Annotated in this window: 28 protein-coding genes and 1 pseudogene; 14 read left to right on the top strand and 15 right to left on the bottom strand. The window is 70.7% G+C overall.

All coding sequences use genetic code 11. The features are described 5' to 3' along the window. The first annotated feature begins 130 nt into the window (after window positions 1-130). On the top strand, window positions 131-1,735 hold the full coding sequence (locus CEK68_RS13075; RefSeq protein WP_152239634.1) for a rhamnogalacturonan lyase B N-terminal domain-containing protein: 1,605 nt from the start codon (window positions 131-133) through the stop codon (window positions 1,733-1,735). An 86-nt stretch (window positions 1,736-1,821) separates the two neighbouring features. Then, complete coding sequence (locus CEK68_RS13070) at window positions 1,822-2,550, top strand: hypothetical protein (RefSeq protein ID WP_152239633.1); 729 nt, start codon at window positions 1,822-1,824, stop codon at window positions 2,548-2,550. Between the two features lie 34 nt (window positions 2,551-2,584). Here CEK68_RS13070 and CEK68_RS13065 read toward each other — a convergent pair whose 3' ends face one another. Further along, on the bottom strand, window positions 2,585-3,418 hold the full coding sequence (locus tag CEK68_RS13065) for a cellulase (protein ID WP_152239632.1): 834 nt from the start codon (window positions 3,416-3,418) through the stop codon (window positions 2,585-2,587). 317 nt (window positions 3,419-3,735) lie between these two features. Here CEK68_RS13065 and CEK68_RS13060 point away from each other — a divergent pair, with 317 nt between their 5' ends. The 3 genes from CEK68_RS13060 to CEK68_RS13050 all read left to right on the top strand — a co-directional run bounded on the left by CEK68_RS13060 (window position 3,736) and on the right by CEK68_RS13050 (window position 5,768). Next, on the top strand, window positions 3,736-4,365 hold the full coding sequence (locus tag CEK68_RS13060; RefSeq protein ID WP_152239631.1) for a DsbA family protein: 630 nt from the start codon (window positions 3,736-3,738) through the stop codon (window positions 4,363-4,365). Between the two features lie 47 nt (window positions 4,366-4,412). Further along, the gene (locus CEK68_RS13055) at window positions 4,413-5,354 is read left to right on the top strand and encodes a DegV family protein (protein WP_152239630.1); all 942 of its coding nucleotides are present in this window, start codon (window positions 4,413-4,415) and stop codon (window positions 5,352-5,354) included. Between the two features lie 75 nt (window positions 5,355-5,429). After that, entirely contained in the window at window positions 5,430-5,768 is a 339-nt protein-coding gene (locus tag CEK68_RS13050; protein ID WP_193314198.1) for a hypothetical protein, read from the top strand. A gap of 54 nt (window positions 5,769-5,822) precedes the next feature. Here CEK68_RS13050 and CEK68_RS13045 read toward each other — a convergent pair whose 3' ends face one another. Together CEK68_RS13045 and CEK68_RS13040 are read right to left on the bottom strand one after the other, a co-directional pair. Then, entirely contained in the window at window positions 5,823-6,734 is a 912-nt protein-coding gene (locus CEK68_RS13045) for a DMT family transporter (protein WP_152239628.1), read from the bottom strand. Continuing rightward, complete coding sequence (locus tag CEK68_RS13040; protein WP_152239627.1) at window positions 6,731-7,522, bottom strand: PhzF family phenazine biosynthesis protein; 792 nt, start codon at window positions 7,520-7,522, stop codon at window positions 6,731-6,733. The genes CEK68_RS13045 and CEK68_RS13040 overlap by 4 nt, the downstream gene beginning before the upstream one ends. A 106-nt stretch (window positions 7,523-7,628) precedes the next feature. Between CEK68_RS13040 and CEK68_RS13035 the strand changes: the two genes are divergently transcribed. Next, window positions 7,629-9,041: a PLP-dependent aminotransferase family protein gene (locus CEK68_RS13035; protein WP_152239626.1), complete on the top strand. Its 1,413-nt coding sequence runs from the start codon at window positions 7,629-7,631 to the stop codon at window positions 9,039-9,041. A gap of 226 nt (window positions 9,042-9,267) precedes the next feature. On the opposite strand, the gene CEK68_RS21405 is transcribed toward CEK68_RS13035, so the two are convergent. From CEK68_RS21405 to CEK68_RS13015, 5 genes are all read right to left on the bottom strand, one after another. Next, window positions 9,268-9,396: a hypothetical protein gene (locus CEK68_RS21405; RefSeq protein WP_017908007.1), complete on the bottom strand. Its 129-nt coding sequence runs from the start codon at window positions 9,394-9,396 to the stop codon at window positions 9,268-9,270. Window positions 9,397-9,731: 335 nt separating this feature from the next. Next, on the bottom strand, window positions 9,732-10,562 hold the full coding sequence (gene fghA / locus CEK68_RS13030) for an S-formylglutathione hydrolase (protein WP_017912532.1): 831 nt from the start codon (window positions 10,560-10,562) through the stop codon (window positions 9,732-9,734). 90 nt (window positions 10,563-10,652) lie between these two features. Further along, the gene (gene gfa / locus CEK68_RS13025; protein ID WP_043090701.1) at window positions 10,653-11,225 is read right to left on the bottom strand and encodes an S-(hydroxymethyl)glutathione synthase; all 573 of its coding nucleotides are present in this window, start codon (window positions 11,223-11,225) and stop codon (window positions 10,653-10,655) included. A gap of 70 nt (window positions 11,226-11,295) precedes the next feature. Further along, entirely contained in the window at window positions 11,296-12,405 is a 1,110-nt protein-coding gene (locus CEK68_RS13020) for an S-(hydroxymethyl)glutathione dehydrogenase/class III alcohol dehydrogenase (RefSeq protein WP_017912530.1), read from the bottom strand. A gap of 40 nt (window positions 12,406-12,445) precedes the next feature. After that, window positions 12,446-12,721, bottom strand: a complete 276-nt coding sequence (locus tag CEK68_RS13015; RefSeq protein WP_017908003.1) for a metal/formaldehyde-sensitive transcriptional repressor — start codon at window positions 12,719-12,721, stop codon at window positions 12,446-12,448. A 318-nt stretch (window positions 12,722-13,039) separates the two neighbouring features. Between CEK68_RS13015 and CEK68_RS13010 the strand changes: the two genes are divergently transcribed. Both CEK68_RS13010 and CEK68_RS13005 read left to right on the top strand, forming a co-directional pair. After that, on the top strand, window positions 13,040-13,756 hold the full coding sequence (locus CEK68_RS13010; protein WP_026143454.1) for a response regulator transcription factor: 717 nt from the start codon (window positions 13,040-13,042) through the stop codon (window positions 13,754-13,756). Further along, complete coding sequence (locus CEK68_RS13005; RefSeq protein ID WP_152239625.1) at window positions 13,753-15,264, top strand: ATP-binding protein; 1,512 nt, start codon at window positions 13,753-13,755, stop codon at window positions 15,262-15,264. The genes CEK68_RS13010 and CEK68_RS13005 overlap by 4 nt, the downstream gene beginning before the upstream one ends. A gap of 36 nt (window positions 15,265-15,300) precedes the next feature. On the opposite strand, the gene CEK68_RS13000 is transcribed toward CEK68_RS13005, so the two are convergent. The 6 genes from CEK68_RS13000 to CEK68_RS12980 form a co-directional block, all read right to left on the bottom strand. Next, window positions 15,301-15,684 carry a YbjQ family protein gene (locus CEK68_RS13000; protein WP_017912004.1) on the bottom strand — a complete coding sequence of 128 codons (384 nt, stop codon included), beginning with the start codon at window positions 15,682-15,684 and terminating at the stop codon, window positions 15,301-15,303. Window positions 15,685-15,758: 74 nt separating this feature from the next. Continuing rightward, window positions 15,759-16,034: a hypothetical protein gene (locus CEK68_RS12995; RefSeq protein ID WP_152239651.1), complete on the bottom strand. Its 276-nt coding sequence runs from the start codon at window positions 16,032-16,034 to the stop codon at window positions 15,759-15,761. 80 nt (window positions 16,035-16,114) lie between these two features. Then, complete coding sequence (locus tag CEK68_RS12990; protein WP_017908640.1) at window positions 16,115-16,465, bottom strand: hypothetical protein; 351 nt, start codon at window positions 16,463-16,465, stop codon at window positions 16,115-16,117. Window positions 16,466-16,669: 204 nt separating this feature from the next. After that, complete coding sequence (locus CEK68_RS21035) at window positions 16,670-16,846, bottom strand: hypothetical protein (protein WP_193314197.1); 177 nt, start codon at window positions 16,844-16,846, stop codon at window positions 16,670-16,672. 65 nt (window positions 16,847-16,911) lie between these two features. After that, window positions 16,912-17,283, bottom strand: coding sequence for a hypothetical protein (locus CEK68_RS12985; RefSeq protein WP_226977874.1), 372 nt, complete (start codon window positions 17,281-17,283; stop codon window positions 16,912-16,914). A 50-nt stretch (window positions 17,284-17,333) separates the two neighbouring features. Next, window positions 17,334-18,698 (bottom strand): glutamate--cysteine ligase, encoded by a 1,365-nt coding sequence (locus CEK68_RS12980; RefSeq protein WP_152239623.1) that lies wholly within the window; start codon window positions 18,696-18,698, stop codon window positions 17,334-17,336. Between the two features lie 222 nt (window positions 18,699-18,920). On the opposite strand from CEK68_RS12980, the gene CEK68_RS12975 reads away from it, so the two are divergent. The 3 genes from CEK68_RS12975 to CEK68_RS12965 all read left to right on the top strand — a co-directional run bounded on the left by CEK68_RS12975 (window position 18,921) and on the right by CEK68_RS12965 (window position 21,582). Beyond that, entirely contained in the window at window positions 18,921-19,616 is a 696-nt protein-coding gene (locus tag CEK68_RS12975) for a VIT family protein (RefSeq protein ID WP_152239622.1), read from the top strand. A gap of 36 nt (window positions 19,617-19,652) precedes the next feature. Next, window positions 19,653-20,483, top strand: a complete 831-nt coding sequence (locus tag CEK68_RS12970; RefSeq protein WP_152239621.1) for an AraC family transcriptional regulator — start codon at window positions 19,653-19,655, stop codon at window positions 20,481-20,483. A gap of 106 nt (window positions 20,484-20,589) precedes the next feature. Then, complete coding sequence (locus CEK68_RS12965; protein ID WP_152239620.1) at window positions 20,590-21,582, top strand: MBL fold metallo-hydrolase; 993 nt, start codon at window positions 20,590-20,592, stop codon at window positions 21,580-21,582. A 325-nt stretch (window positions 21,583-21,907) separates the two neighbouring features. Here CEK68_RS12965 and yihA read toward each other — a convergent pair whose 3' ends face one another. Beyond that, window positions 21,908-22,531 carry a ribosome biogenesis GTP-binding protein YihA/YsxC gene (gene yihA, locus CEK68_RS12960; RefSeq protein WP_017915080.1) on the bottom strand — a complete coding sequence of 208 codons (624 nt, stop codon included), beginning with the start codon at window positions 22,529-22,531 and terminating at the stop codon, window positions 21,908-21,910. Window positions 22,532-22,659: 128 nt separating this feature from the next. Here yihA and CEK68_RS12955 point away from each other — a divergent pair, with 128 nt between their 5' ends. From CEK68_RS12955 to CEK68_RS21265, 3 genes and pseudogenes are all read left to right on the top strand, one after another. Continuing rightward, window positions 22,660-23,481, top strand: a complete 822-nt coding sequence (locus tag CEK68_RS12955) for a c-type cytochrome (RefSeq protein ID WP_043094760.1) — start codon at window positions 22,660-22,662, stop codon at window positions 23,479-23,481. Window positions 23,482-23,567: 86 nt separating this feature from the next. Then, complete coding sequence (locus tag CEK68_RS12950; RefSeq protein WP_152239619.1) at window positions 23,568-24,209, top strand: thiol:disulfide interchange protein DsbA/DsbL; 642 nt, start codon at window positions 23,568-23,570, stop codon at window positions 24,207-24,209. Window positions 24,210-24,314: 105 nt separating this feature from the next. Further along, a pseudogene (locus tag CEK68_RS21265) lies at window positions 24,315-24,522 on the top strand (thiol:disulfide interchange protein DsbA/DsbL); the annotation flags it as partial.

Below are 24,522 nucleotides of genomic sequence, written 5' to 3'. Positions count from 1 at the left end.
ATGCCGTCCCGCCGGTGGCGACGCCCCGCAATGCGCACCTGAGCGCTGCCCCACCGCCGCGCGGAAACGGCATCGCGTCCGCGTCCGCGCGCAGTAGGCTGTGCGCCTCGCTGCCGTCGCCCGCGCCGCCATGCCCTGCTTGCTTCGCCTGTTGCTGTGCTGCCTCGCCCTGTACGCCGCGGCACCCGCGCTGGCAGACGCAGCCGATTTCGGCGTCGCCAGGGTCGGCGATCGCGTCGTCGTCGACAGCGGCGCCGATCTGCAGTTCAGCGTGGACGCGCGCACCGGCGACGTGGTCTCCCTGCGCTACCGTGGCGTCGAACTGGAGAGTCCGGAAGCCAAGCACTCGCAGATCGCCTCGGGCCTGGGCAGCGCCCGCGTCGCCGCACGCACTGTCGGCGACACCATCGTGGTCTCGGCCAGCGCTGGCGACCTGGTGCAGTACTACATGGCGCGCAAGGGCCGCGACGCGCTCTACCTGGCCACCTATGCGCCGACCCTGCTGCCGGTCGGCGAATTGCGCTTCATCGCCCGGCTCGACGCGGCGAAGTTGCCCGACGCCGAACGCGAGCCGGATTCCAACGTCGGTACCGCGATCGAGGGCAAGGACGTATTCCTGCTGCCGGACGGCCGCACCAGCTCCAAGTTCTACTCGGCACGGCGCGCGATCGACGACAGCGTGCATGGCGTCAGCGGCCCCGGCCTCGCGGTGCGGATGTGGATGGGCGATCGCGAGCACAGCGCGGGCGGGCCGTTCTTCAAGGACATCGCCACGCAGCGGACCGCGCGCACCCACGAGCTGTACAACTACATGTTCTCCAACCACACCCAGACCGAGCCGTACCGCGGCGGCCTGCACGGGGTGTACGTGCTGCAGTTCAGCCGCGGCGGCGCGGCAGCGCAGGTGCCGCCGGACCTGCGCTTCATCGACGCGTCGCTGGGCTTGCTAGGCTTTCTGGGCGCGGAAGCGCGCGGCGCGGTGACCGGCCAGGTCTCCGGCATCGCCGCGGGGCAACCCGCGGTGGTCGCCCTGCGCAACGCGCAGGCGCAGTACTGGGCCAGGGCCGATGCCGAAGGCCGCTTCCGCATCGCCGGCATTCGCCCCGGCGCGTACCGCATCGCGCTGTATCGGAACGAGCTGGAAGTGGCCCACGCCACCGTGCAGATCGCAGCCGCAGCCACCGCGCAGGCCGCCCTGCATGCGGTCCCGCTGCCCGGCCAGGTGATCTGGCAGATCGGCGATCCCGATGGCACGCCGGCCGGTCTCCGCAACGCCGCGTTGCTGGCGCGCGCGCATCCCTCCGACCGGCGCATGGCGCCATGGGGACCGCTGACCTATCGCGTGGGCCACGACCGTCTCGACGCATTCCCGGCGGCGCAATGGCGCGGCGTCAACACGCCCACGCGCATCGCCTTCGTGCTCTCGCCCGAGCAGGTCCACGCCTACCGCCTGCGTCTGTTCGTCACCCTGACCCAGGCCGGCGGCCGCCCGCAGCTGCGGGTGAACGATCGCTGGAGCGGACCCGTGCCGCCGCGGCCGGAGCAGCCGGACAGCCGCGGAATCACCCGCGGCACCTACCGCGGCAACAACACCGTCTATCTGTTCGACATTCCGGCCAGCGCGCTGCAGGCCGGCCTCAACACGCTGGACATCGACGTCGCCTCGGGCTCGCCGGACAACGGGTTCCTCGGCCCGGGCATCGTCTTCGACAGCGTGCAATGGCTCGCGCCGTGAGGCGCTGCGGGCAGACGCGCCACACGCGCCGGCGAGGACGTCGCCACGCTGCTACGCTGCGCCCCTGGCCCGACGGAGACATCCCGATGCGCGGTTCGCTGTCCCTCCAGCGCCTGCTGCCGCTGGCGCTGCTGGCCCTCGCCTGCGGCGCCGGCGCCGCGCCGCCCACACCCGGCGTCTATCTCGCCGATGGCGGCGACCGCCTCGACGTGGCGCGCGACGCCGACGGTCTGGGCTTCTCGCTCGACGTCACCGGCGCCAACGGCCATACCTGTGCGCTGGACGGCACGCTGCAGGGCGAACTCGGCTTCACCCGCGCGCACGACGACGATCCCGCGTCGCTGTGCCGCACCCGCCTGCACGCCGAGGGCGACGCCATCCGGGTCGAGGCGCTCACCCCCGACACCTGCCGCGACTACTGCGGCGCACGCGCCTGGTTCGAAGGCGACTACCGACGCGCCGCGCCGGCCTGCGTGCCCGAGGCGGCGGAGGCCACCCGCGCGCGCTTCCTGCGCCAGTACCAGGCCAAGGACTACGCCAATGCCGAACGCACTCTGGCCGCGCTGCTGGACGGCTGCGGCAAGACCCTGTTCTGGCTGGACGCCGCGCAGGTCCGCACCGATCTGGCGCTGACCCAGTATCACCTGGGCGACCGCGCCGGTTGCCTGCGCACGCTGGCACCGGTGCTGGAACGCGCCGGCAACGATGCCGAGGACGTGCGCAACACCCTGCCGCCCAGCGATGCCGACGGGTTCCTGCCGATCGCCCGCGCCGCCTGGCACAACGCGGCACTGTGCAAGGCGCCGCCGCACTGAGCCAGGCAGGAACGGCGGCGCCCGTGCGGCGCCGTCAGTTGGCGCCGATATTGGCCTGGATCCAGGCCCAGCCGTTGCCGCGCACCACCTCGAAACCGGCCTCGACCACGTGCAGGTACATCGCGTTGCTGAAGCGCCCGTCCTGCGCGCGATGGGTGTGCAGCCAGCTCAGGAACGGCTTGATGTCGATGTTGAGATTGCCGTTGCTCGGCAGAGTCGGCTGGCCGGCGGTGTTGTGCGGAATGAAGGTGTAGACGTAGTAGCCGGCGGCGCTGTTCATGCCTTCCCACAGATCGAAGGTGTAGCCGCCTGCGCTGATGACGTTGCTGTCGGTGAGCGTGCCGATCGGATACGAGTTGTGGCCGCCCCAGATCATCACTTCGGCCTGCGGGATCGCGCTGGAGGACACCGTGCTGTCCCAGCGGAAGAACAGGTCGTAGGCGAAGTCGCCGGCCAGGTTGCTGCCGCCGGACGAGTACGCGAAGGTCGACGGCAACGACCGCAGCGCCGAGACCTGCCGCGGGAAGGTGCGGTCGGCAGTGGGATTGAAGCCGTAGTGCGAGCCGCGCAGAATCGCCGGATAGCCGTACAGGCTGGCGTTGGGGAAATTGAAGGTCACGGTCATGCTCGGCGTGCTGCCGCTGTGGAACGTGCCCTGGATGACGTTGTTGGGGTCGTTGAAGTTGTTCACCCAGGCGTACTGGTTGCCGTACACCTGGTACGGCCCGGCCAGCGCCATCGGCGCGATGGCGAGCAGGGCGGTGGCGAACAGCGCGCGCAGGGTCCGCGCCCAGCCGCGCGGCGACCTGACGACCGTGGCGGGAAGGCGCGGCGAAGCAGCGGCGGAAACGGAAGCGGAAGCGTGCATGGCGGTCTCTCCTGAGCGTGCAGGGGCAGCGAAGCTGCTGCCGCGGCGGACGCTAGCAAGGTGCGCGTACCGCGAGCTATGACAAGACCCGCGCATGCCATGCGCCAGCGCAATAGCGCTACCGCGATCCAGGCCACGGCCGCGCGGCGCTTCACAGATATCGCGTGCCAGCGAGATTTCCGCCACGGCATCGTCTACGCATTGCGGTCGCCGGGCGAACGGTCGGCGGCGACATCTCGCACTGCAGCATGCCGATGTACGCAGTCGCAGCGCGCGCGAGGTCGCGCTAAGCTGATCGGTCATTGCGGAGAAGCACGATGACGCTGCGCTGGTATTTCGATTTCATCTCGCCGTTTTCCTATCTGCACTGGCAGCAGGTGAAAGCGCTTCCGGAGTTCGCCCGGATCCAGCCGGTGCCGATCGTGTTCGCCGCGGTGCTGGCGCAGCTGCAGACGCGCGGGCCGGCCGAGGTGCCGCACAAGCGCGAGTTCACTTATCGCTTCGTGCAGTGGCAGGCGCAGCAGCAAGGCGTGCCGCTGCGCTTCCCGCCGGCACATCCGTTCAACCCGCTGACGGCGCTGCGCCTGTGCATCGCCGCCGGCACCACGCCGCAGGCCATCGATGCGCTCTTCGACTGGCTGTGGCGCGATGGCCACGCGGGCGACGACGCCGCGGCCCTGGCGCCGGTCGGCCAGGCATTGGGGATCGCCGACGTGGCCGCGGCCACCGCCGATGCGCAGGTCAAGGCGCAACTGCGCGCCAACACCGAACAGGCGCTGGCGGCCGGCGTGTTCGGCGTGCCGACCCTGCAGATCGACGACACCCTGCTGTGGGGCAACGACGCGCACCCGCTGATGCGCGCGGTGCTGGCCGACCCGCAACTGCTGCAGCGCGGCGACATGGCGCGCCTGAGCGCGCTGCCGGTCGCGGTGCAGCGCAACGCCTGAGCGGTCGCCATGTCCATCGATCTCCCCAATCACTGGAGCTTCAGCGGATGCGCATCGGCATCGTCGTAGATTCCGCCTGCGACCTGCCGCAGGACTACATCGCCCAGCACGACCTGGTGGTGTTGCCGATCAGCGTGCGCCTCGGCGGCACCGTCCTGGCCGATCGCCGCGACGAAGCGGCGACGCTGGAGTTCCTGCACGCACAGGTCAGCGCGCACGGCGCCGAAGCCGAGACCGTGCCGTACAGCGTGGCGCAGATCCGCGAGCTGTTCCTGAGCCGGCTGGTCATCGACTACGACCACGTGTTCTGCCTGACCATCGCCAAGACCCGCAGCCCGATCCACGAGCACGCGCAGCAGGCCGGCTTCGCCATCCTCAACGACTACAAGCCGATCCGTCAGGCAGCCGGCCACGCCTCGCCGTTCGCGCTGCGCGTGATCGACACCGGGAACCTGTTCGCCGCACAGGCGGTGATCGCGGTCGAGGCGGTGCGGTTGCGTGCCGACGGTGCCGGCGTGCAGGCCATCCGCGAGCGGCTAGAGACGCTGGCCGAGCACACCCATGGCTACATGATCGCGCGCGACCTGTACTACCTGCGCAGCCGCGCGCGCAGCAAGGGCGACCGCAGCGTCGGCCTGCTCAGCGCCGCGCTCGGTTCGGCCCTGGACATCAAGCCGGTGCTGCACTGCCACCGTGGCGAGACCGCGCCGGTGGCCAAGCTCAAGGGCTTCGACCACGCCGTGCAGACCCTGTTCGGCCTGGCCGCCAAGCGCGTGGCCGCCGGGTTGATGACGCCCACGCTGTGCCTGAGCTATGGCGGCGAGCTGGCGGAACTGCGCGCCCTGCCCGGCTACGCGGCGCTGCGCCAGGCCTGCGACGGCCACGGTGTGGAGCTGCAGGAAAGCGTGATGAGCCTGACCGGCATGGTCAATGTCGGCAAGGGCGCGCTGGTGCTGGGCTTCGCCGGCGAGGCGCTGCGCTTCGGCTGATCCGGCCGCGTCGACGGCGGCGCGGCGCCGGCTCTGCTAGGCTGCGCCGCTTCGTACCGCCCACAAGAGATGCCCATGGCCGTCACCTACTCGATCAGCCTGCCCGATCCCGCCCGTGCCCGCGGCAGCCAGCCGTCGCTGAGCTTCACCGCGCACGGCGCCGACGCCTTCGCCGAACAACTGCAGGCCGCGCTGAGCGACCCGGCCTGGTTCGAGCGCTGGCGCGCGCTGCAGCCGGAGCCGGACGAGGTCGATCCGGCGCTGGGCGTGACCGATCCGGCAGCACGGGTGACCGGCCGCCAGGACGATCTGCGCATCGACCTGTCCGCCACCACCAGCATCCCCGGCGACATCCTCAAGCAGCGCCTGCGCCTGCTCGCAGGCAGCGGCTGGGAACTGCGCGACGTGCGCTGAGCCGAACGGCACGGCCACCGCACTGCGGTGGCCGAGACGCTCTGCGGTGCCGCGCTAGGACACAGCCACCGCCCGGCGTGGCCAGGACCAGCGCAGATTGACCGCCAGCGTGCCCAGCACGATCAGCGCCAGGCCCAGCCACTGCACTGGCACCAGCCGGTGGCCGTACAGCAGGTAGTCCAGCAGCAGCGTCACCAGCGGGTAGACGAAGGCGACCACCGCGATCGCCGCCACGTGCAGGTGCCGGTAGGCGCTGTAGAACAGCACGTACACCACGCCGCTGTGGATCACCCCCAGGCCGACCAGCCAGAACCAGTGGCGGCCGGGGTGCAGCGCGGCGCCGCTGGAGAAGCCGGCCAGCATCGCCGCACCGACCCAGCACTGCACCGTCACCACCGCCAGCGGCCGCTCGCGGCTGATCCGCCGCGACATCAGCAACGACGCGCCGCACAGCAGCGCGCCCAGCAGGGTCAACGCGATCCCGCCCAGATAGCCGCGGTCGGCGCTGGACCACAGCCGCAGCGGGTCGGCCGAACAGGCCACGCCGACGAAGGCCAGCAGGGTCCAGCCCAGGTCGGAACGGCGGCTGCGTTCGCCCTGCAGCAACGCCGCCAGGATCAGCATGACGAACGGGAACACGTGGTAGACCATGGTCGCCACGCCGATCGACGAACGCGCCATGCCGGCGAACAGCGCCACCCAGTTGAGCACCAGCAACACGCCACTGAGCGCCGCGTCGCGCAACAGCGCGCGCTCGCGCCACAGGCCGCGCAACTGCCCGCCGAGCAGGCCGCACACGGTCAGGAACAGCGCGCCGAACAGGCAGCGGTAGAACACCGCGGTCACCGGATCCTGGCCGCTCTCGTGCACGAACACGCCGATCGAGCCGATCAGCACCTCGGCCAGCAGCAACTGCCACAGTGCCCGCCGTGACGCGCCCGCAGGCGCTGCGTGCACCGCGCTCATAACGCGATCGTTCCGTGCAGGTACTGCACCGCCGCGCCACGCACCTGCACGTGGTCCGGCGTCACCCGGCAGTCCAGTTCGCCGCCGCGCGCAGACGCCTGCCACGCACGCAGGTCCTGCTTGCCCAAGCGCTGCGCCCAGAGCGGCGCCAGCGCGGCGTGGATCGAGCCGGTCACCGGATCCTCGGCGCCGCCGTTGGCCGGCCAGAAATAACGCGAGACGAAATCGTGCTCGCGGCCGGGCGCGGTGACCGCGACATCGCGCGGTGCCAGCGCCAGCATCCGCGCCAGGTCCGGCACCACCGCGCGCACCTGGGCTTCATCCGCGTACACGGCGATGTAGGCCTGGTCGTTGCGGTACGCCGCCTGCGGCGCGATCGACAACGCCTGCGCGAGCGCCTGCGGCACCGCCGCCAGCGCGGCCGGCGCCTGGTTCGGAAAGCGCAGGACGAAGCGCCCGTCGGCCTCGCGGTCCACCCCCAGTTCGCCGACCGCCGCGGCGCGGAACCGCAACGGCAGCGGCGCCAGACCCTGGGTGGCGACGACGAAGGCGCTGGCCAAGGTGGCATGGCCGCAGAACCCCACTTCGCGCAGCGGCGAGAACCAACGGATCGCGAACGCGCCATCGGCCTCGCGCACGAAGAACGCGGTCTCCGACAGATTGTTCTCGCTGGCGATGGCCTGCATCAGCGCGTCCGGCAACCACGCCTGCAGCGGCACTACCGCAGCCGGGTTGCCGCGGAACCGCACCGTGGCGAAGGCATCGACGATGAACAGCGGCAGTTGCACGCGCGGCCTCGGGAATGGGGAAGGACACGGCCAGTGTGCGCCGGGGTGGGCGACCAGCACAGAGTCAGATACGCTGCAAATCGACCGATACAGATGAGGCCGCCGCATGCGCCTGTACGAAGCTCTCGCCAGCCAGCTGCGCGACCAGATCGCGCAGGGCACGCTGCGTGCCGGCGAGCGCCTGCCGTCGATCCGGCAACTGGCCGCCGGCCACGGCATCAGCGCCGCCACCGCGGTGCAGGCCTGCCTGCAACTGGAACGCGAAGGCCGGGTGCAGGCGCGCCCGCGCTCGGGCTACTTCGTGCGCGCCGCGGCCACACCGCAACCGGCCGGCGCAGGCGCCGCTACCCGGCGGCGCGCCCCGGGCGCAGTCGCCAATCCCGCGCTGCAAGGCGTGCTGGACATGCTCGCGCGCTCGGATCTGGTGCCGCTGCACACCGCCACGCCGGCGGCGGCGCTGCTGCCCGGCGCGCACCTGGCCAGCGCGCTGGCGCGGCAGTTGCGCCGCCAGCGCAGCGCCGCGCTCGACTACGCACCGCCGCAGGGCCACGCCGCGCTGCGCCGGCAGATCGCGCAGCGCTACGCGCACTGCGCCACGGTCGTTGCCGCCGACGAGGTGGTGGTGACCGCCGGCGCGATGGAGGCGATCAGCCTGGCGCTGCGCACGCTCACCGCCCCCGGCGACGTGGTGCTGGTCGAGACCCCGACCTACCACGGCATCCTGCAGGCGGTCGCGGCGCTGCGGCTGAAGGTGCTGGAGGTCCCGAACCGGCCCGGCCAGGGCATCGACGCCGCACGCCTGGACGCGCTGCTGCAGCGCACGCCGGCGCGCGCCGCGGTGCTGGTGCCGAACTTCAACAATCCGCTGGGCAGCCTCACCCCCGATGCCGCCAAGCGCGCCGTGCTGGACAGTTGCGCGCGCCACGGCATGGTGGTGATCGAGGACGACATCTACGGCGAACTCGACTGGTCGGGGCAGCGCCCGCGGCCGCTGCGCCATTTCGACACCCACGGCAACGTGATCACCTGTGGCGCCTTCTCCAAGGTGCTGGCGCCCGGCTTGCGCGTGGGCTGGCTGCTCGGTGGCGCCTGGACCGACGCGCTGGTGCGCGCCAAGTACTTCTCGACCATCGGCGGCGCCAGCCTGCCGCAACTGGCCCTGGCCGACTACCTGCAGCGGCACGACCTGGAACGCCACCTGCGCAAGCTGCGCCGCACCCTGGCCGACAACGGCCAGCGCCTGCGCGAGGCGGTGCTGCGGCACTGGCCGGCCGATACCCGCATCGGCGACCCGGCCGGCGGCCTGTCGCTGTGGCTGCAACTGGCCGACGCCGGCAGCGGCCAGGCGCTGTTCGAGGCCGCTCTCGCCGCCGGCATCGGCACCTCGCCCGGGCATCTGTTCTCCAGCCGCGGCGACTATGCCGACCACCTGCGGCTGAGCTGCGGGCAGCCGTGGAGCGAGACGCTGGAAGATGCGATGCGGCGGCTGGGCAAACTGGCCGCGCGACTGCCGCGCTAGCGCCGCGTCCAGCGCCGCACCGCGGTCCCGATGCGAAGTTAGCTACCAGCGCTTGCTCGCACCGCGCCTGCAAGGCGCCCTGGTCCGCCTCCGAGCGACGCCGTGCATGCAACTCCACATGCGCGCCAACCGGCCGCGGCGATCGCCCCGCATGCGACACGACCGCGGTGGCCGCATCCGACGCAACGGCGTGACCGCGATCGACGTCAGCCAGGAGCGGCGTGCGCTACGGCGTTGCCGCGCCGATCGCCAGCGCCACGCAGGCGCCGACCAGGGTGCACGCGAGCATCGCCACGGGGCTGAGCGGGCTGCGCCAGCGCGGCCAGGGGAGCAGCAGGATGCGACGGCAAGACATGGCGCGGCTCCGATCCAGGGACGTGGCGAGGGCGAACCCTGCGGAATCTAGCCAGCGCCGGTCTCAGCAGGCGCGAACGCGATCGCACAACCGCGGGTCGGGCGCTGCGGCACCCGTGTTTGTTTACGAGACCGGCCACGCCGCGGCCGTCGTGGTCACCGGCCTGTCATGTGCGCGGCAGGCAAGCAGCTGCCTGCGTCACTAGAGTGCAGTCGCACCTGCACCGAAAAGCAATGCCAGGGACGACAGCGGAGAAGGCTGGTTGTGCCACCGGCAGCGCAACGCGCGGCCCCCTGCCCGGCGGGCCGCGTCGCGCGGCCGCCGGTGGAGCGCGCTCAGCCCTGCAGGGCGCGCGCGTGGAAGGCGATGTGCTCGCCGATGAAGCTGCCGATGAAGTAGTAGCTGTGGTCGTAGCCGGGCTGCACGCGCAGGGTCAGCGGGTAGCCAGCGGCCTCGGCGGCGGCCTGCAGCAACTGCGGGCGCAACTGCTTCTCGAGGAACTCGTCGCCGCCGCCCTGGTCGATCAGCAACGGCAGGCGCTCGCTGGCACTGCCGATCAGAACGCTGGCGTCGTAGGCCTGCCACTGCGTGCGGTCTTCGCCCAGGTAGGCGGTGAACGCCTTCTCGCCCCACGGCACCTGCGTGGGCGCCACGATCGGCGAGAACGCCGACACGCTGCGGTAGCGGCCGGGATTCTTCAGCGCGATCACCAGGGCGCCGTGGCCGCCCATCGAATGCCCGCTGATCGCGCGCCGGCCGTTGTGCGGGAACTGCGCCTCGATCAGCGCCGGCAGTTCCTGCACCACGTAGTCGTACATGCGGTAGTGCGCGTCCCACGGCGCCTGGGTGGCGTTGACGTAGAAGCCGGCGCCCTTGCCCAGGTCGTAACCCTCGGCGTCGGCGACGCTCTCGCCGCGCGGGCTGGTGTCGGGCGCGACCAGGATCACGCCATGCTCGGCCGCATAGCGCTGCGCACCGGCCTTGGTGATGAAGTTCTGCTCGGTGCAGGTCAGGCCGCTGAGCCAGTACAGCACCGGCAGCGTGGTGTGCTCGGCCTGCGGCGGCAGGTACACGGCCACCTGCATGGGGCAGCCGAGCACAGCCGAGTCGTGGCGATAGACGTCCTGCCAGCCGCCGCAGCAGGCGTGGTGTTCGATACGTTCCATGGGCAGTTCCGGGAAGAGGGCCTGCGGCCGCGACCGGCCGCAGGCGGGGTGCCGCGACGCGTCGACCGGCGACGCGCGCGGCAGCGGGCTTCAGTGCAGCACGCCGTTCTTGCGCGCCACGTGGGTGGAGATCGCGTCCATCAGCGGCGGCGACAGGCAATCGTACGGTTCCAGCTTCAGTTCGCGCAGGCGGTTGCGCACCCCGTCCATCGCCTCCGGACGCGTGCCGCTCTCGATGATCGACGACACGAAGGCGGCGAACCCCGGCGCCGACCAGCCCTGCTGCGGCGACAGTTCCGTATGCACGAAATCCAGGCCGTAGAACGGATGCTCGGTGTTCTCGATGCGGCCGTACATGTGCACGCCGCAGCCGGTGCAGGCGTGACGGCGGATGGTCGCGCTCTCGTCCACCACCTTCAGCTTCTCCTCGTGCGCCGTCACCTTGACCTTGTCGCGCGCCACCACCGCCACCACCGAGAAGGTCGCGCCCTTCGGCTTCCAGCACTTGGTACAGCCACAGGCGTGGTTGTGCGCGGTCTGCGCGCCAACTTCCACCACCACCTTGTCGCTGGCGCAATGGCATTCCAGGGTACCGCCCTGGAACTGCTCCGCGCCGGCACGCACGCCGGCATCCACCGACGGATGAATCGTCACAGTACTCATCTTGCCCCCTCCCGGGTTCGTTGCGTCGCTGCAATGCGCGGAAACGGCCGCGCGCCGGACTGACCTGCGGTCAGAAGTGGATGACGGTGCGGATCGACTTGCCCTCGTGCATCAGGTGGAAGGCTTCGTTGATCTCGTCCAGCGGCAGGGTGTGGGTGATGAACGGATCGAGGTCGATCTCGCCGTGCATCGCCTGCTCCACCATGCCCGGCAGCTGGGTGCGGCCCTTGACCCCGCCGAAGGCGCTGCCGCGCCAGACGCGGCCGGTGACCAACTGGAACGGACGCGTGCTGATTTCCTGGCCGGCGCCGGCCACGCCGATGATGACGCTCTCGCCCCAGCCCTTGTGGCAGCACTCCAGCGCCGAGCGCATCACGTGCACGTTGCCGATGCACTCGAAACTGAAGTCCACGCCGCCATCGGTCAGCTCGACGATGACTTCCTGGATCGGCTTGCTGTAGTCCTTGGGGTTGATGCAGTCGGTGGCGCCCATGCTGCGCGCCAGTTCGAACTTGCCCGGATTGGTGTCGATGGCCAGGATGCGCCCGGCCTTGGCCTGCACCGCGCCCTGGATCACCGCCAGGCCGATGCCGCCGAGGCCGAACACCGCGACGCTGTCGCCTTCCTTCACCTTCGCCGTGTTGTGCACCGCACCGATGCCGGTGGTGACGCCGCAGCCGAGCAGGCACACCTTCTCCAGCGGCGCCTCGGGATTGACCACGGCCAGCGAGATCTCCGGCACCACCGTGTACTCGCTGAAGGTGCTGCAGCCCATGTAGTGGTAGATCGGCTGGCCGTTGTAGGAGAAGCGGGTGGTGCCGTCGGGCATCAGGCCCTTGCCCTGGGTGGCGCGCACCGCCTGGCACAGATTGGTCTTGCCGGACAGGCAGAACTTGCACTTGCGGCACTCGGCCGTGTACAGCGGGATCACGTGGTCGCCGACCTTGACGCTGGTCACACCCTCGCCCACCGCCTCGACGATGCCGCCGCCCTCATGGCCGAGCACCGCCGGGAAAATGCCTTCCGGATCGTCGCCGGACAGCGTGAACGCGTCGGTATGGCACACGCCGGTATGGGTGATGCGCACCAGCACTTCGCCCTGGCGCGGCGGTTCGACATCGATCTCCACGATCTGCAGCGGTTTGCCTGCTTCGAAAGCGACGGCGGCTCGGGACTTCATGCGATTTCTCCTGGCTGACGGAATGGGCGTGGGGTGGGAATCATTTGAGGTAGGAGCGGACCAGCATGGCCATCTCGCGCACGCGCGCGGCGCGCTGCGCATCGGAGGTGGCGGCATGGCCGAATTCATCGCGGACGTGCGCCTGCATCACTTCCGACATCAGGCCGTTGACCGCGCCGCGGATGGCGGCGATTTGCTGCAGCACAGCAGCGCAGTCCGTCCCCTCCTCCAGCGCGCGTTCCAACGCCTCGGTCTGGCCGCGCAGGCGGCGGATGCGGGCGAGGACGCGCTTCTTTTCGTGCGGGGCGTGCGGCATGTGGCGGGGACTCGGGAACTATACTGGGGGATAGTATTCCTGCCATCGAAAAAAGAAAACGCCCGCGCCGCTACTCCACCCATCCTGGCCGACCCGGGCGCGGCCGGACGCCCCGCCGCGCGGGTGCCGGCGCATGGCAATGCGTGTCGGCCCAGGACACGAAACCGCCATGTTGGCGCCGCCGGTGCTGCCTATGATGGCCACGCGTTCATGCGCGGGCCCCGGTGCCGGTGGCCACGTCCCTGCCCGCCCCCAGTTCCAGGCAGCCGCGGCCACGTCTAGACTGGGCGAATCCCCGTGTGGCCGCCCTTCAAGATCGTGGACATGAAATCCTTCATTCTGGTCGTCGACGACGATCCGGATCTGCGCCGACTCATCAGCGAGTTCCTGAGCGACCACGGCTATCAGGTGGACACCGCCGAGACCGTGGCGGAGATGCGCCTGCGGATGGCCGAGCGCCAGCCGGACCTGGTGATCCTGGACGTGATGATGCCCGGCGAGGACGGCCTCAGCGCCGCCCGCCAGCTCGCCAGCGAGCGCGGCGCGCCGGCGGTGATCATGCTCAGCGCGCTGGGCAGCGACACCGACCGCATCATCGGTCTGGAAGTCGGCGCCGACGACTACCTGGCCAAGCCGTGCAATCCGCGCGAGCTGCTGGCGCGGGTCCGCGCCCTGCTGCGGCGCAGCCAGGCGGCGACGCTGCCGCCGGAAGCGCGCGGCAACGTCTACGAGTTCGCCGGCTGGCGGCTGGACGTGATCCGCCGCGACCTGCGCGATCCCACCGGCATCTTCATCAATCTCTCCGACGGCGAATTCGCGCTGCTGCGCACCTTCGTCGAGCATCCGCAGCGCGTGCTCAGCCGCGACCAGCTGCTCGACTACGCGCGCGGCCGCGATACCGAGGTCTACGACCGCGCCATCGACAGCCAGATCAGCCGCCTGCGCCGCAAGATCAACGAGCGCGTGCAGACCGAACTGATCCGCACCGTGCGCAACGAGGGCTACATGCTGCTGCCGAGCGTCGCCCGCCTGTGAGCGGGCCCACGCGCGCCCGCCGCGGCGTGCCGATCTTCGCCCGCGCCTTCCTGCTGCTGGTGGTGGCGCTGCTCACCGCGCAGCTGATCGGCATCGCTCTGGTGCTGCGCACGCCGGTCTACGAGATGCCGGTGCACCCGCCGGAGGTGATCGCCCTGCTCAGCACGCGCATGCCGGCCGGCACCCAGACCCTCAAGGTGCAGGACACCGCCCACGCGCCGCTGCCGGCGCGCGACCAGGTGCGCGACCGCAACGTGGAACGGTTGATGGCGCACTGGCTGGAAGTCGCGCCGGACCAGGTGCGCTTCTACCGCAACAGCGACGGCCGCCTGGAACGCCTGCGCCTGCGCCTGGGCGAACGCCCGCCACCGCCGCCACATGCCATGGCCGCCGACGACGACGTCCCCGCACCCGCGGAGACGTCACCCCCAGCCACCGCGCAGCAACCGCCGCCGCCGGAGCCGCCGCCCGCGCCGGGCGAGGCACCGCGCAATGGCGCCTTCGGCGCGACCATGCGCGCCGTGGGGTGGCGCGAACGCGGCTTCGCCCCGGCGGTACCGCTGCTGGACGGCTTCACCGCGGCCCTGCGCCAGCCCGACGGACACTGGCGCAGCGTGATGTCGCCGCCACGGCGGTTCTCCAACGAATTCAAGACCCAGGTGGTGATGCTGTTCCTGGTCGGTATGCTGGCGATGCTGCCGCTGGCCTGGTGGTTCTCGCGCGCACTGTCGGCGCCGATCCGGCGCTTCGCCGAGGCCGCCGACCAGCTCGGCCGCAATCCCGACGCGCAGCCGCTGCGGCGCAGCGGCCCCAGCGAGATCGTGCAGGCGGCCGATTCGTTCAACGCGATGCAGGCGCGCCTGAACCGGCTGATCAACGAGCGCACGCACATGGTCGCGGCGATCGCCCACGACCTGCGCACGCCGTTGGCGCGACTGGCGTTCCGCCTGGAGACCCTGCAACCGCCGCTGCGCGAGAAGACCATGGCCGACATCGACGAGATGAAGGCGATGATCTCCGCGGCGCTGGACTTCATCCACAACGACAGCCGCCGCGGCACCCGCTCTCCGCTGGATTTTCGCCTGCTGGTGGAAAGCGTGGTCGACGACGCCAGCGACACCGGCGCGGACGTGGTGCTGCTGCTCGGCGACGCCATCACCCTCGACGGCGACCCGCTGTCGCTGCGGCGCATGGTGATGAACCTGGTGGAGAACGCGCTGAAGTACGGCAAGCGTGCGCGCCTGCAACTGCGTCACGAGGCCGGCGAATGCGTGCTGTGGATCGACGACGACGGCCCCGGCATCGATCCCGCACAGCGCGAGAAGCTGTTCCTGCCGTTCTTCCGCGGCGAGAACTCGCGCAACCGCGACACCGGCGGCATCGGCCTGGGCCTGTCGGTGGCGCACAGCATCGTGCTGGCGCATGGCGGCCAGATCGCCCTGGACAACCGCCCAGAGGGCGGCCTGCGGGTCAGCGTGCGGCTGCCGTGCCAGGCGGTCGGTGGCTGAGCCGGGCGCGCCGCGTTCCGCCGTACGCCGATCGACTCAGCGCTGGTTCGGCTCGACGACCACGGCCGTGCCATAGCACAGCACTTCGGTCAGGCCGGCCATCAGCTCGGTGGCGTCGTAGCGCACCGCGACGATGGCGTTGCCGCCCATCTGCCGCGCGTGCTGCAGCATGTCCCGATAGGTCTCCAGGCGCGCCTGCTCGCACAGCTCGGTATAAATGGTGATGTTGCCGCCGAACAGCGTCTGCAGCCCGCCGAGGAAATTGCCGACGATGGAGCGCGAGCGCACGGTGATGCCGCGCACGATGCCCAGATTGCGCACGATCCGGTGGCCGGGAAGTTCCAGCGCGGTGGTCACCATCGCATCGTTCAGTGGCGAGACCGCCGCACGCGGCGGCGAGGAATTGTACGGATCGGTCATCGGTGTCCCCTGCTGGCGTGGCCCGTGGCTCCGCGGACCGCGGACCCGGCGCGCACGCACCGAGGCCGGCAGTGTTAGCACCGCATGAAGAACCACGCAATCGCCAGCACCAGGCCGCCACCCCATAGCAGCAGCATCGCCACGACGCCGGCCAGCACGACCGCCACCCGTCGCCATCGGCGCAGCCCGCGCGAACGCCGCACCACGTGCACGCACAGCCAGCCGCCCAGCACCACGCCGCTGGCGACCACCGCCCATCCGAGCAGATCGATGAGCGGATCCTTGGGACCAAAGTCGGCGGGGCATTGGCTGGTCGCATGCGCGGATGCCATGCAGCCGAGCAACACCATCACAAGCGCAATGCGTTCGAAAAGACGCCGTCGAACGCTCGTGCGCTCTACGACCGCTCGCGAAGACATGCCTGGTGCCATCACGGCGCGTGCTTGAGATTGGATTTGCGCAGGCCAAGCCCTTTCCAGAATGCCGGCGGATAGTGCAGATCCGGGCGCCCCACCCATCCCCGTACAAGATCGAGTTCGTAGCCCTCGTCCAGCTTCCGGTAGTGGACCGACGCAATGGCAATCTGATCCCAATCACCGGTGAAGGTGAGGTCGGCCAGCGACGCGGGATAAGACCCGGTACGCAGCTTGTACAGTTCAACCAACGACACCACTGTCTTGAAATGCTGGTCGCCGAACTTGGCATCGGCCTGCTCCTGCAGACCGCAGGCGGAAACGGCAAAGGCAACGAGCAACACCACACCAACGATCTTCAGTTTCATGCATCCCCCCAAAGACGCTCTCTCCGGCACCACAAGCGCCTCTCGCTCGGATCGCGATAGCGATAGCGATAGCGACGGCATTCCCCCACCACGCATAGTGCGCGTGATACCAGCTTACATTGCGCAACCCGCCCGCGGACTACGGCAAAAGCGGGCTTCCCGCCGCCATCCATTCCGGCAACGACGCCGCAAGCGGCACGCGCTCTACCTCGGCCACGGCGCCCAGATCGCAGAGAAAGAGGGATACGCCGGTCCGGCCAACGCGACCAGCACGCCTTGGCCGCCGCTGTCGTCGCCGATCAGCACATGGCGCGGCAGGCAGCGCGCGACCTCGAAGGTCGCATGGCGTTCGGCCAGGTCAGTGGCGGCGTACAGCCGCACTCCATCGGCGCGCGGCTGCCCGGCCTGGGACGTGACCAGGGCGCGGATGGGCGGCGGCTAGGTGTCTAGCGCGAAGGCCATAACCGTCGCCACCATGGCGGCGTTTGCGGCGCTATGCCAGCCGCATGTCGCTGCGCCAAAGCTTCGGCATGACGCGACAGCAACAGCGGCAGTGCGGTCGCCCGCCAGAACACCAGGCTGACGTATCCCGAGGACATGCCGCCATGGCTGAGGCGCGGCACGAAGACCGACTCGACGGATGCGTCGTCCAGCGCCGTGCCGACCAGGCGCGCGAAGGCGTCGGCGAGCAGTGCCTCGCACTGCGTGGCCGTCGCCGGCAACGGCACGCCGCCCAGGGTCGACGCCATCTCTTCCCACAGATACGGATCGCCACGGCCGCCCCATCTGCTCGGCTCGTCCTGGAACAGGCCCGCCATGTCACCGATCGCGGTCATCGTTCTGCTGGCCTGCGGGCGCGCCGCTGCACTCAGTACGCGAACTCGCGGAACACGTGGTCGATGTCGCCCTGCCAGGCGCCGTGGTACAGCGCCAGCTTGCGCTCGGCCGCGGTCTCGCCGCCATGCAGGATTTCCACCAGCGGTTCGAGGAAGCGCGATTCGTCCTGGCCGTCGCGGTTCAGGCGCGCGCGCCGGCGTAGGCCGGACAGGGCGATCTTCACCGCCTCGGCAGCCAGGTCCTGCACGGTGCCGTTGCGGAACGGCAGCTTCAGCGCCTGCTTCGGCACCCCGTCGCGCAGCGCGTGGCGTTCGACCAGGCTGAAATCCTTGACCAAGTCCCAGGCCGCGCCCAGCGCCGCATCGTCGTACAACAGGCCGACCCAGAACGCCGACAGCGCGCACAACCGGCCCCACGGACCGGCGTCGGCGCCGCGCATCTCCAGGTACTTCTTCAGGCGCACTTCCGGGAACGCGGTGGTCATGTGGTCGGACCAGTCGCGCAGCGTCGGCAACGCACCGGGCAACGCCGGCAACTTGCCCTGCAGGAAATCGCGGAAGCTCTGCCCGCTGGCGTCGATGTAGGTGCCGTCGCGGTAGGAGAAGTACATCGGCACGTCGAGCAGGTAATCGACGTAGCGCTCGTAGCCGAAGCCGTCCTCGAACACGAAGTCGAGCATGCCTGTGCGGTCGGCGTCGGTGTCGGTCCAGATATGCGAGCGATAGCTGAGGTAGCCGTTGGGCTTGCCCTCGGCGAACGGCGAGTCGGCGAACAGCGCGGTGGCGATCGGCTGCAGCGCCAGCGACACGCGGAACTTCCTGATCATGTCCACTTCGCTGGCGTAATCCAGGTTGACCTGCACCGTGCAGGTGCGCGTCATCATGTCCAGGCCGAGCGAACCAACCTTGGGCATGTAGCGCTTCATGATCTGGTAGCGGCCCTTGGGCATCCACGGCATCTCGTCGCGACGCCACTTCGGCTGGAAGCCCATGCCGAGGAAACCCAGGCCCAGTTCGTCGGCGACCTGCTTGACCTCGTTGAGGTGGCTGCCCACTTCGACGCAGGTGTCGTGGATGGTCGGCAGCGGCGCGCCGGACAGTTCCAGCTGACCGGCCGGCTCCAGCGTCACCGAGGCGCCGTCGCGCAGCAGGGCGATGGTGTGCCCGGCTTCGCGCACCGGCTCCCAGCCGAAGCGGGTCAGGCCCAGCAGCAAGGCCTCGATGCCGCGCTCGCCGTCGAAGGTCGGCGGCCGCAGGTCGTCCAGCCGGAAGCCGAACTTCTCGTGCTCGGTGCCGATGCGCCACTGCGCTTCGGGTTTTTCTCCGGAGGCAAGCACCTCGACCAGTTCGGCACGGTCGGTGATCGGCGTCTCGGCAACGTGGCTGGGGCTCGACAAGGGCAGGACTCGCACGGCGGGTGAGGCGATGTGGGGACCATCCCCAGCCATCGCAAGGCCCGCACTATAGCGTGCCGGGGGCGGGGCCCGCGTCGCTACCGGCGGCACTGCAGCATTCCATGGCCGCGCCACTGACGGCGTCGAGAGTGAGACGCAGCAAGCGTTCGCGGCGCCGGCTCGGCTAGGCTGCGGTCTCCTTCCCGCTCCGCCGCAGGCAGCGCCATGCGCCCGACCCACTCCGAACGCCATCGCACCGACCGCGCCGGCTGGCTGCGCGCGGCCGTGCTCGGCGCCAACGACGGCATCCTGTCCGTGGCCGGCCTGGTGGTCGGCGTCGCCAGCAGCGGCGCGTCGGCGGCCACGGTGCTGACCACCGGCATCGCCGGCCTGGTCGCCGGCGCGATGTCGATGGCCGCCGGCGAATACGTGTCGGTGCAATCGCAGGCCGACACCGAGCGCGCCGACCTGGCGCTGGAACGCCGCGAGCTGCACGAGGACCCGCAGAGCGAACTGGACGAACTCACCGCGATCTATCGCCAGCGCGGGCTGGAACCCGGCCTGGCCCGCCAGGTCGCCGAGCAGTTGACCGCGCACGATGCGCTGGGCGCGCACGCGCGCGACGAACTCGGCATCACCGAGAGCCTGCGCGCACGTCCGCTGCAGGCGGCGGCCGCGTCGGCGGCTGCGTTCTGTACCGGCGCGGCGCTGCCGATCGTGGCCGCCTGGCTGGCGCCGGACGGCCGGCAACTGTGGGTGACCGGCGCGGCGACCCTGATCGGCCTGTCGCTGACCGGCGCGCTGGCCGCGCGTGCCGGCGGCGCCTCGGGCCTGCGCGGCGCGGTGCGGGTGGTGTTCTGGGGCGCAGCGGCGATGCTCGCCAGCGGCGCGATCGGCCATGTGTTCGGCGTGCATGTCTGAGCGGACGCGACCGCCGCTGCGCTAGCATCACCGGCCATGGCCGACACGACTTCCCCCGACGCTTTGCTGCTGGCACGCCTGGCCAGCCTGGCCGACTGCACGCAGGCCGAGGGCTACGCCTGCATCACCGCGCGCCGCAAACACGGCGCGCGCTCGGTGGAGATCCCGCAGCCGCACCTGGCGATCCTGCTGCAGGGACGCAAGCAGGTGCGCACCGCGACACAGGCCCTGGACTTCGTACCGGGCGACCTGTTCCTGGTGACGCGGCGCTGCCGCATCGATGTGGTCAACATCCCGGATCCGCACAGCGGCCTGTACCTGAGCGTGCTGGTGCCGCTGTGCGAGGAAGCGCTGAGCGCGGCACGCGTGCTGTGGAACGAGCCTCTGCCCGCCGCCGGCGCGGAACTGGCGCGTCTGCGCGCCGAGGAGTTCGGCAGCACCCTGCTGCAATGGCGGCAGGCGCTGCAGGACGGCCGCTACACCGAGGCGCGGCTGGCGCTGGCGACCCTGGTGCTGGCGCTGTGCCGGCGCGGCCACGGTGGCCTGCTGCTGCCGCCGGCGCCGAGCGTGGCCGCGCAGGTGCGCGATCTGATCGCCGCGCAGCCACAACGCGACTGGCGTTCGCGCGACATCGAGGAGCGCCTGGGCTTCAGCGGCGCGACCCTGCGTCGGCACCTGGCCGGCGAACGCACGTCGTTGCGCGAACTGCTCACCGATGCGCGCCTGGCGCACGCGATGCAACTGCTGTACACCACGCGCTGGCCATTGAAGACGGTCGCCGCGCACGCCGGTTACCGCTCGGTGCGCAGCTTCAGCCAACGCTTCCAGCAGCGCTATGGCCTGGATCCTGCCAGCATCGGCAACTGATCCACGTCGGCATTGAGCGCCGCGCGCAGCGGAATGAGCGAATCGCGCAGCGGTGCCGGCGCAGCATTCTGGTACCGCGGCGCCTGCCGCATTGCCAGGAAATCCCATGTCCGTGTTCCCGTTGCGCGCGCTGTGCGCGCTGGCCCTGAGCGCCAGCGCGGCGCTGACGCTGCCATCCGCCGCCCGCGCCGCCGCGCCGGCCAGCGCCCAGACGCAGGTGCCCGGCGTCTATCGCCAGGCGATCGGCCGCTTGCGGGTCACCGCCCTGTTCGACGGCACCGTGGCGCTGTCGCGCGCGGAACTGGCGAACATTCCGCCGGAGGCGATCGCACGCCTGCTCGACCACCGCTATGTGCCGGAGAACGACAAGGGCCTGCAGACTGCGGTCAACGCTTATCTGATCCAGGACGGCACGCACCTCACCCTGGTCGATACCGGCACCGCGACCTGTTTCGGCCCTGGCCTGGGCCAGGTGCTGGCCAACCTGCGCGCGGCCGGCTATGCGCCCGAGCAGGTCGACGACGTGCTGCTGACCCACGCCCATCCCGATCACCTGTGCGGCCTGCTGGACGCACAGGGCCAGCCCGCCTACCCCAAGGCGACGGTGTGGCTGAGCGCCGCCGACGCGGCGTACTGGCTGGACCCGGCCAGCGAGGCCGGGGCGCCGCAGGCACTGCGCTTCGCCTTCCCGCTGGCGCGGGCGGCGGTGGCGCCCTACCAGTCCGCGCAGCGGCTGCGCCGTTTCCGTCCCGGCGACGCGCTGCCCGGCGGCGCGGTGGCGCTGGATACCCACGGACACACGCCCGGGCACGTGTCGTACCGCTTCGACGGTGGTGCGGGGCAGCAACTGCTGGTGTGGGGCGATCTGGTGCACTACCACGCGGTGCAGTTCGCGCAGCCGCAGGCGTCGTTCGAGGCCGACAGCGACCGCGCCGCAGCGATCGCCGCGCGCAAGCGCATGCTGGCGCAGGCCGCGGACCACGGCTGGTGGGTAGCCGGCGCGCACCTGCCGTTCCCGGGACTGGGCCACGTGCGTCGCGAGGGCCAGGCATTCGCCTGGGTGCCGACCGAATTCTCGCCGTTGCCGGCGGCGCCTTGATTGGCCCGTACCCTCATCCGGCCCTGCGGGCCACCTTCCCCCGAAAAGGGGGCCATGGTCCCGGAGGGAGAAGGAAGAGGCCAAAGCCCCTCTCCCATCGGGAGAGGGGTTGGGGTGAGGGTCCGGCGCGCAGCGTCTTGCGTAGTTCGAGTGCACGAGGCTGCGCCCGTACCCTCATCCGCCCCTTCGGGGCACCTTCCCCCGAAAAGGGGGCCATGTCCCGATGGGAGAAGGGAACGGCTAGCCCCTCTCCCTTCGGGAGAGGGTTGGGGTGAGGGTCCGGCGCGAAGCGTCTCGCGGAGCTTGGGCGCCAGCGCCGCCGCGCTCACTCCGCGGCGGTCGGCTCCGTGTCCAATCCCAGCCAGCCACCGACGATGCCACGCGCCTCGTCCACGCCCTGGCGGGTCTCGCCGGAGAAAGTCTGCACGCTGACCGTATCGCCGAACGCGCTGGTCAGCTCCTTGCGCACCTGCTGCAGCACCTGCCCCTGCTGGCCGCGGCCGAGCTTGTCGGCCTTGGTCAGCAGCGCGTGTGCGGGCAGCCCGCGCTGGGCGGCGTAGCCCAGCATCTGCCGGTCGTAGTCCTTCAGCGGATGACGGATATCCATCACCACCACCAGCCCGCGCAGGGCCTCGCGCGTGCGGAAATAGGTGTCGATGAACTTCTGCCAGTGCGCCTGCAGTTCCTGCGGCACCTTGGCGTAGCCGTAACCGGGCAGGTCCACCAGGTAGCGCTCGGGCTGGACCTGGAAGAACACCAACTGCTGGGTACGGCCGGGCGTCTTGGACACGCGGGCCAGGGCGTTCTGCCGGGTCAGCGCGTTCAGCGCGCTGGACTTGCCGGCGTTGGAGCGGCCGGCGAACGCCACTTCCCAGCCGCCGTCGTCCGGCAACTGGCGGGCATTGTGGGCGGACAACAGATAGTGGGCACGTTCGAGGATCAGCGACATCCCCCTAGGATCGCACGTCCAGGGCCCCGGGCGGGCTTCGTTGACCGCCGGGCCGCGGCATGCCGATAATCGCGCGAGTGCGGTCGCCGTCCGGCAGCCGCGGGGTCGGGTCATACGGAGCTTCAGCAATGCGCCACGCTCGCGTTCTTGCCTTTGCCGGTCTAGCGGTTTCCGTCGCCGCCGCGGTCGCGTTCGCGCAGACCTCGGTGGTTCCCATTCCCGACCACGCGCCGGTGCGCACCACGCCGCTGGAGGGCGACATCGGCAAGGCCGCCTGGGGCGACCCCAAGGCCGGCCAGGCCAAGGCCGCGGCCTGCGCCGCCTGCCATGGCGCGGACGGCAACCCCGCGATCGCCATGTATCCGCGCATCGCCGGCCAGGTGGAGCGCTACAGCGCGCGGCAGATGGCGCTGATCGCCCACGGCGAGCGCACCAGCGGCGCGGTCGCGGCGATGGTGCCGTTCGTGCAGCCGCTGAGCGCGCAGGACATGCGCGACATCGGCGCCTACTTCGCCACGCAGAAGGCCGGCGCCGGCATCGCCGACGACGCGGTGATCGCCGACGGTCCCTACGCGGGCATGAAGTTCTACGAGGTCGGCCAGCAGCTGTATCGCGGCGGCGACGCGACCCGCGGCATTCCCGCGTGCATGGCCTGTCACGGCCCGGCCGGCGCCGGCAATCCGGGTCCGGCCTATCCGCATCTGGGCGGTCAGCACGCCGATTACGTGGCGCGGCGCCTGCAGGAATACCAGGCCGGCACCACCCAGGAGCGCGATCCGACGATGTTCAAGATCATGGCGCAGGTGGCCAAGCCGCTGACCGACCAGGAGATAAAGGCGCTGGGCAGCTACCTGCAGGGCCTGCACGACCGCGCCGACGACGCGGCCGCCGCGCAGGCCGCACCGGCCGCGGCGACGCCACAGCAGCCGACGCCCGCGCAACAATCCTGACCGCGCGCCGCCGCGGCGGCGCCGGCCCGTTTCCTCTTCGCGCCGGTCCCGACGACCGGCGTTCGTTTTTTGCCATTGGAGATCGCATGAACCGTCTGCCCCGCCTGCTGTTGTGCCTGCTCGCCCTGCTGCCGTTGAGCGCCTGCGCGCAACCCAAGTCCGCCACCGCGGTGGAAGGGGAGGACTACACGCTGATCGCCAATCCCAAGCCGTTCGCGCCGCTGGCCGGCAAGATCGAGGTGGTGGAAGTGTTCGGCTATACCTGCCCGCATTGCGCGCACTTCGAGCCGCTGCTGGAAGAGTGGGCCGGCAAGCAGGCCAAGGACGTGCGCCTGACCCTGGTGCCGGCGGCATTCGGCGGCTACTGGGACAACTTCGCCAGCGCCTTCTATGCCGCGCAGCAGTTGGGCGTGCAGAGCCGCAGCCACCGCGCCATGTTCGAGGCCATCCACGACAAGCGCAGCGTGCCGGTGCAGAACGTGGCGCCGGAGGAACTGGCCACGTTCTACGCCGGCTTCGGGGTCAAGCCGCAGGCCTTCATCGCCGCCTACCAGAGCCCGCAGGTCGCCGCGCAGGTGAAGGCCGCGCGCGATTTCGCCGTGCACGCCGACATCTCCGGCACCCCGGCGCTGATCGTCGACGGCAAGTACCTGGTCAAGGGCAAGAACTTCGAGGACATGCTGCGCATCGCCGACGCGTTGATCGCCCGCGAGCGCGCAGGCAAGTAATCGGCGTACGGCGCTTCATCCGCGCCATGGCATCATGACGGGGTGGCCGGACCGCGCTTGCGGCGCGTCCGGCATTTGTCCCCCATCCTGCTGGAGATGTCGCCGATGAAGACCCGCTTCGCCCTGACCCTGATGGCCCTGCTGCCGATCCTGGTGGCATGCAAGGCCCAGGACGGCACTGCCGACGCCGTCGCCCCTGCCTCCGGCACCGCTGCCGCCCCGGCTGCCGCGCCCGCCGCCGGCAACGATGCCGCCGCTGCGCCCGCCGAGACGCCGGCCGCGCCCGCGGCCACCACCGCCGATGCCGCTGCAC

It is taken from the genome of Xanthomonas sp. LMG 12461, from assembly GCF_009192935.1.
GTDB classification, from domain to species: domain Bacteria; phylum Pseudomonadota; class Gammaproteobacteria; order Xanthomonadales; family Xanthomonadaceae; genus Xanthomonas_A; species Xanthomonas_A sontii.
The sequence above is the reverse complement of the archived record's forward strand: the minus strand, read 5'-3'. Positions and strand labels throughout refer to the sequence as shown.

Coding starts and splice junctions, on each gene's coding strand:
- CEK68_RS13075 (WP_152239634.1), top strand. CDS start 131: ATGCCCTGCTTGCTTCGCCTGTTGCTGTGCTGCCTCGCCCTGTACGCC.
- CEK68_RS13070 (WP_152239633.1), top strand. CDS start 1,822: ATGCGCGGTTCGCTGTCCCTCCAGCGCCTGCTGCCGCTGGCGCTGCTG.
- CEK68_RS13065 (WP_152239632.1), bottom strand. CDS start 3,418: ATGCACGCTTCCGCTTCCGTTTCCGCCGCTGCTTCGCCGCGCCTTCCC.
- CEK68_RS13060 (WP_152239631.1), top strand. CDS start 3,736: ATGACGCTGCGCTGGTATTTCGATTTCATCTCGCCGTTTTCCTATCTG.
- CEK68_RS13055 (WP_152239630.1), top strand. CDS start 4,413: ATGCGCATCGGCATCGTCGTAGATTCCGCCTGCGACCTGCCGCAGGAC.
- CEK68_RS13050 (WP_193314198.1), top strand. CDS start 5,430: ATGGCCGTCACCTACTCGATCAGCCTGCCCGATCCCGCCCGTGCCCGC.
- CEK68_RS13045 (WP_152239628.1), bottom strand. CDS start 6,734: ATGAGCGCGGTGCACGCAGCGCCTGCGGGCGCGTCACGGCGGGCACTG.
- CEK68_RS13035 (WP_152239626.1), top strand. CDS start 7,629: ATGCGCCTGTACGAAGCTCTCGCCAGCCAGCTGCGCGACCAGATCGCG.
- CEK68_RS21405 (WP_017908007.1), bottom strand. CDS start 9,396: ATGTCTTGCCGTCGCATCCTGCTGCTCCCCTGGCCGCGCTGGCGCAGC.
- fghA (WP_017912532.1), bottom strand. CDS start 10,562: ATGGAACGTATCGAACACCACGCCTGCTGCGGCGGCTGGCAGGACGTC.
- gfa (WP_043090701.1), bottom strand. CDS start 11,225: ATGAGTACTGTGACGATTCATCCGTCGGTGGATGCCGGCGTGCGTGCC.
- CEK68_RS13020 (WP_017912530.1), bottom strand. CDS start 12,405: ATGAAGTCCCGAGCCGCCGTCGCTTTCGAAGCAGGCAAACCGCTGCAG.
- CEK68_RS13015 (WP_017908003.1), bottom strand. CDS start 12,721: ATGCCGCACGCCCCGCACGAAAAGAAGCGCGTCCTCGCCCGCATCCGC.
- CEK68_RS13000 (WP_017912004.1), bottom strand. CDS start 15,684: ATGACCGATCCGTACAATTCCTCGCCGCCGCGTGCGGCGGTCTCGCCA.
- CEK68_RS12995 (WP_152239651.1), bottom strand. CDS start 16,034: ATGGTGTTGCTCGGCTGCATGGCATCCGCGCATGCGACCAGCCAATGC.
- CEK68_RS12990 (WP_017908640.1), bottom strand. CDS start 16,465: ATGAAACTGAAGATCGTTGGTGTGGTGTTGCTCGTTGCCTTTGCCGTT.
- CEK68_RS12985 (WP_226977874.1), bottom strand. CDS start 17,283: ATGGCGGGCCTGTTCCAGGACGAGCCGAGCAGATGGGGCGGCCGTGGC.
- CEK68_RS12975 (WP_152239622.1), top strand. CDS start 18,921: ATGCGCCCGACCCACTCCGAACGCCATCGCACCGACCGCGCCGGCTGG.
- CEK68_RS12970 (WP_152239621.1), top strand. CDS start 19,653: ATGGCCGACACGACTTCCCCCGACGCTTTGCTGCTGGCACGCCTGGCC.
- CEK68_RS12965 (WP_152239620.1), top strand. CDS start 20,590: ATGTCCGTGTTCCCGTTGCGCGCGCTGTGCGCGCTGGCCCTGAGCGCC.
- yihA (WP_017915080.1), bottom strand. CDS start 22,531: ATGTCGCTGATCCTCGAACGTGCCCACTATCTGTTGTCCGCCCACAAT.
- CEK68_RS12955 (WP_043094760.1), top strand. CDS start 22,660: ATGCGCCACGCTCGCGTTCTTGCCTTTGCCGGTCTAGCGGTTTCCGTC.
- CEK68_RS12950 (WP_152239619.1), top strand. CDS start 23,568: ATGAACCGTCTGCCCCGCCTGCTGTTGTGCCTGCTCGCCCTGCTGCCG.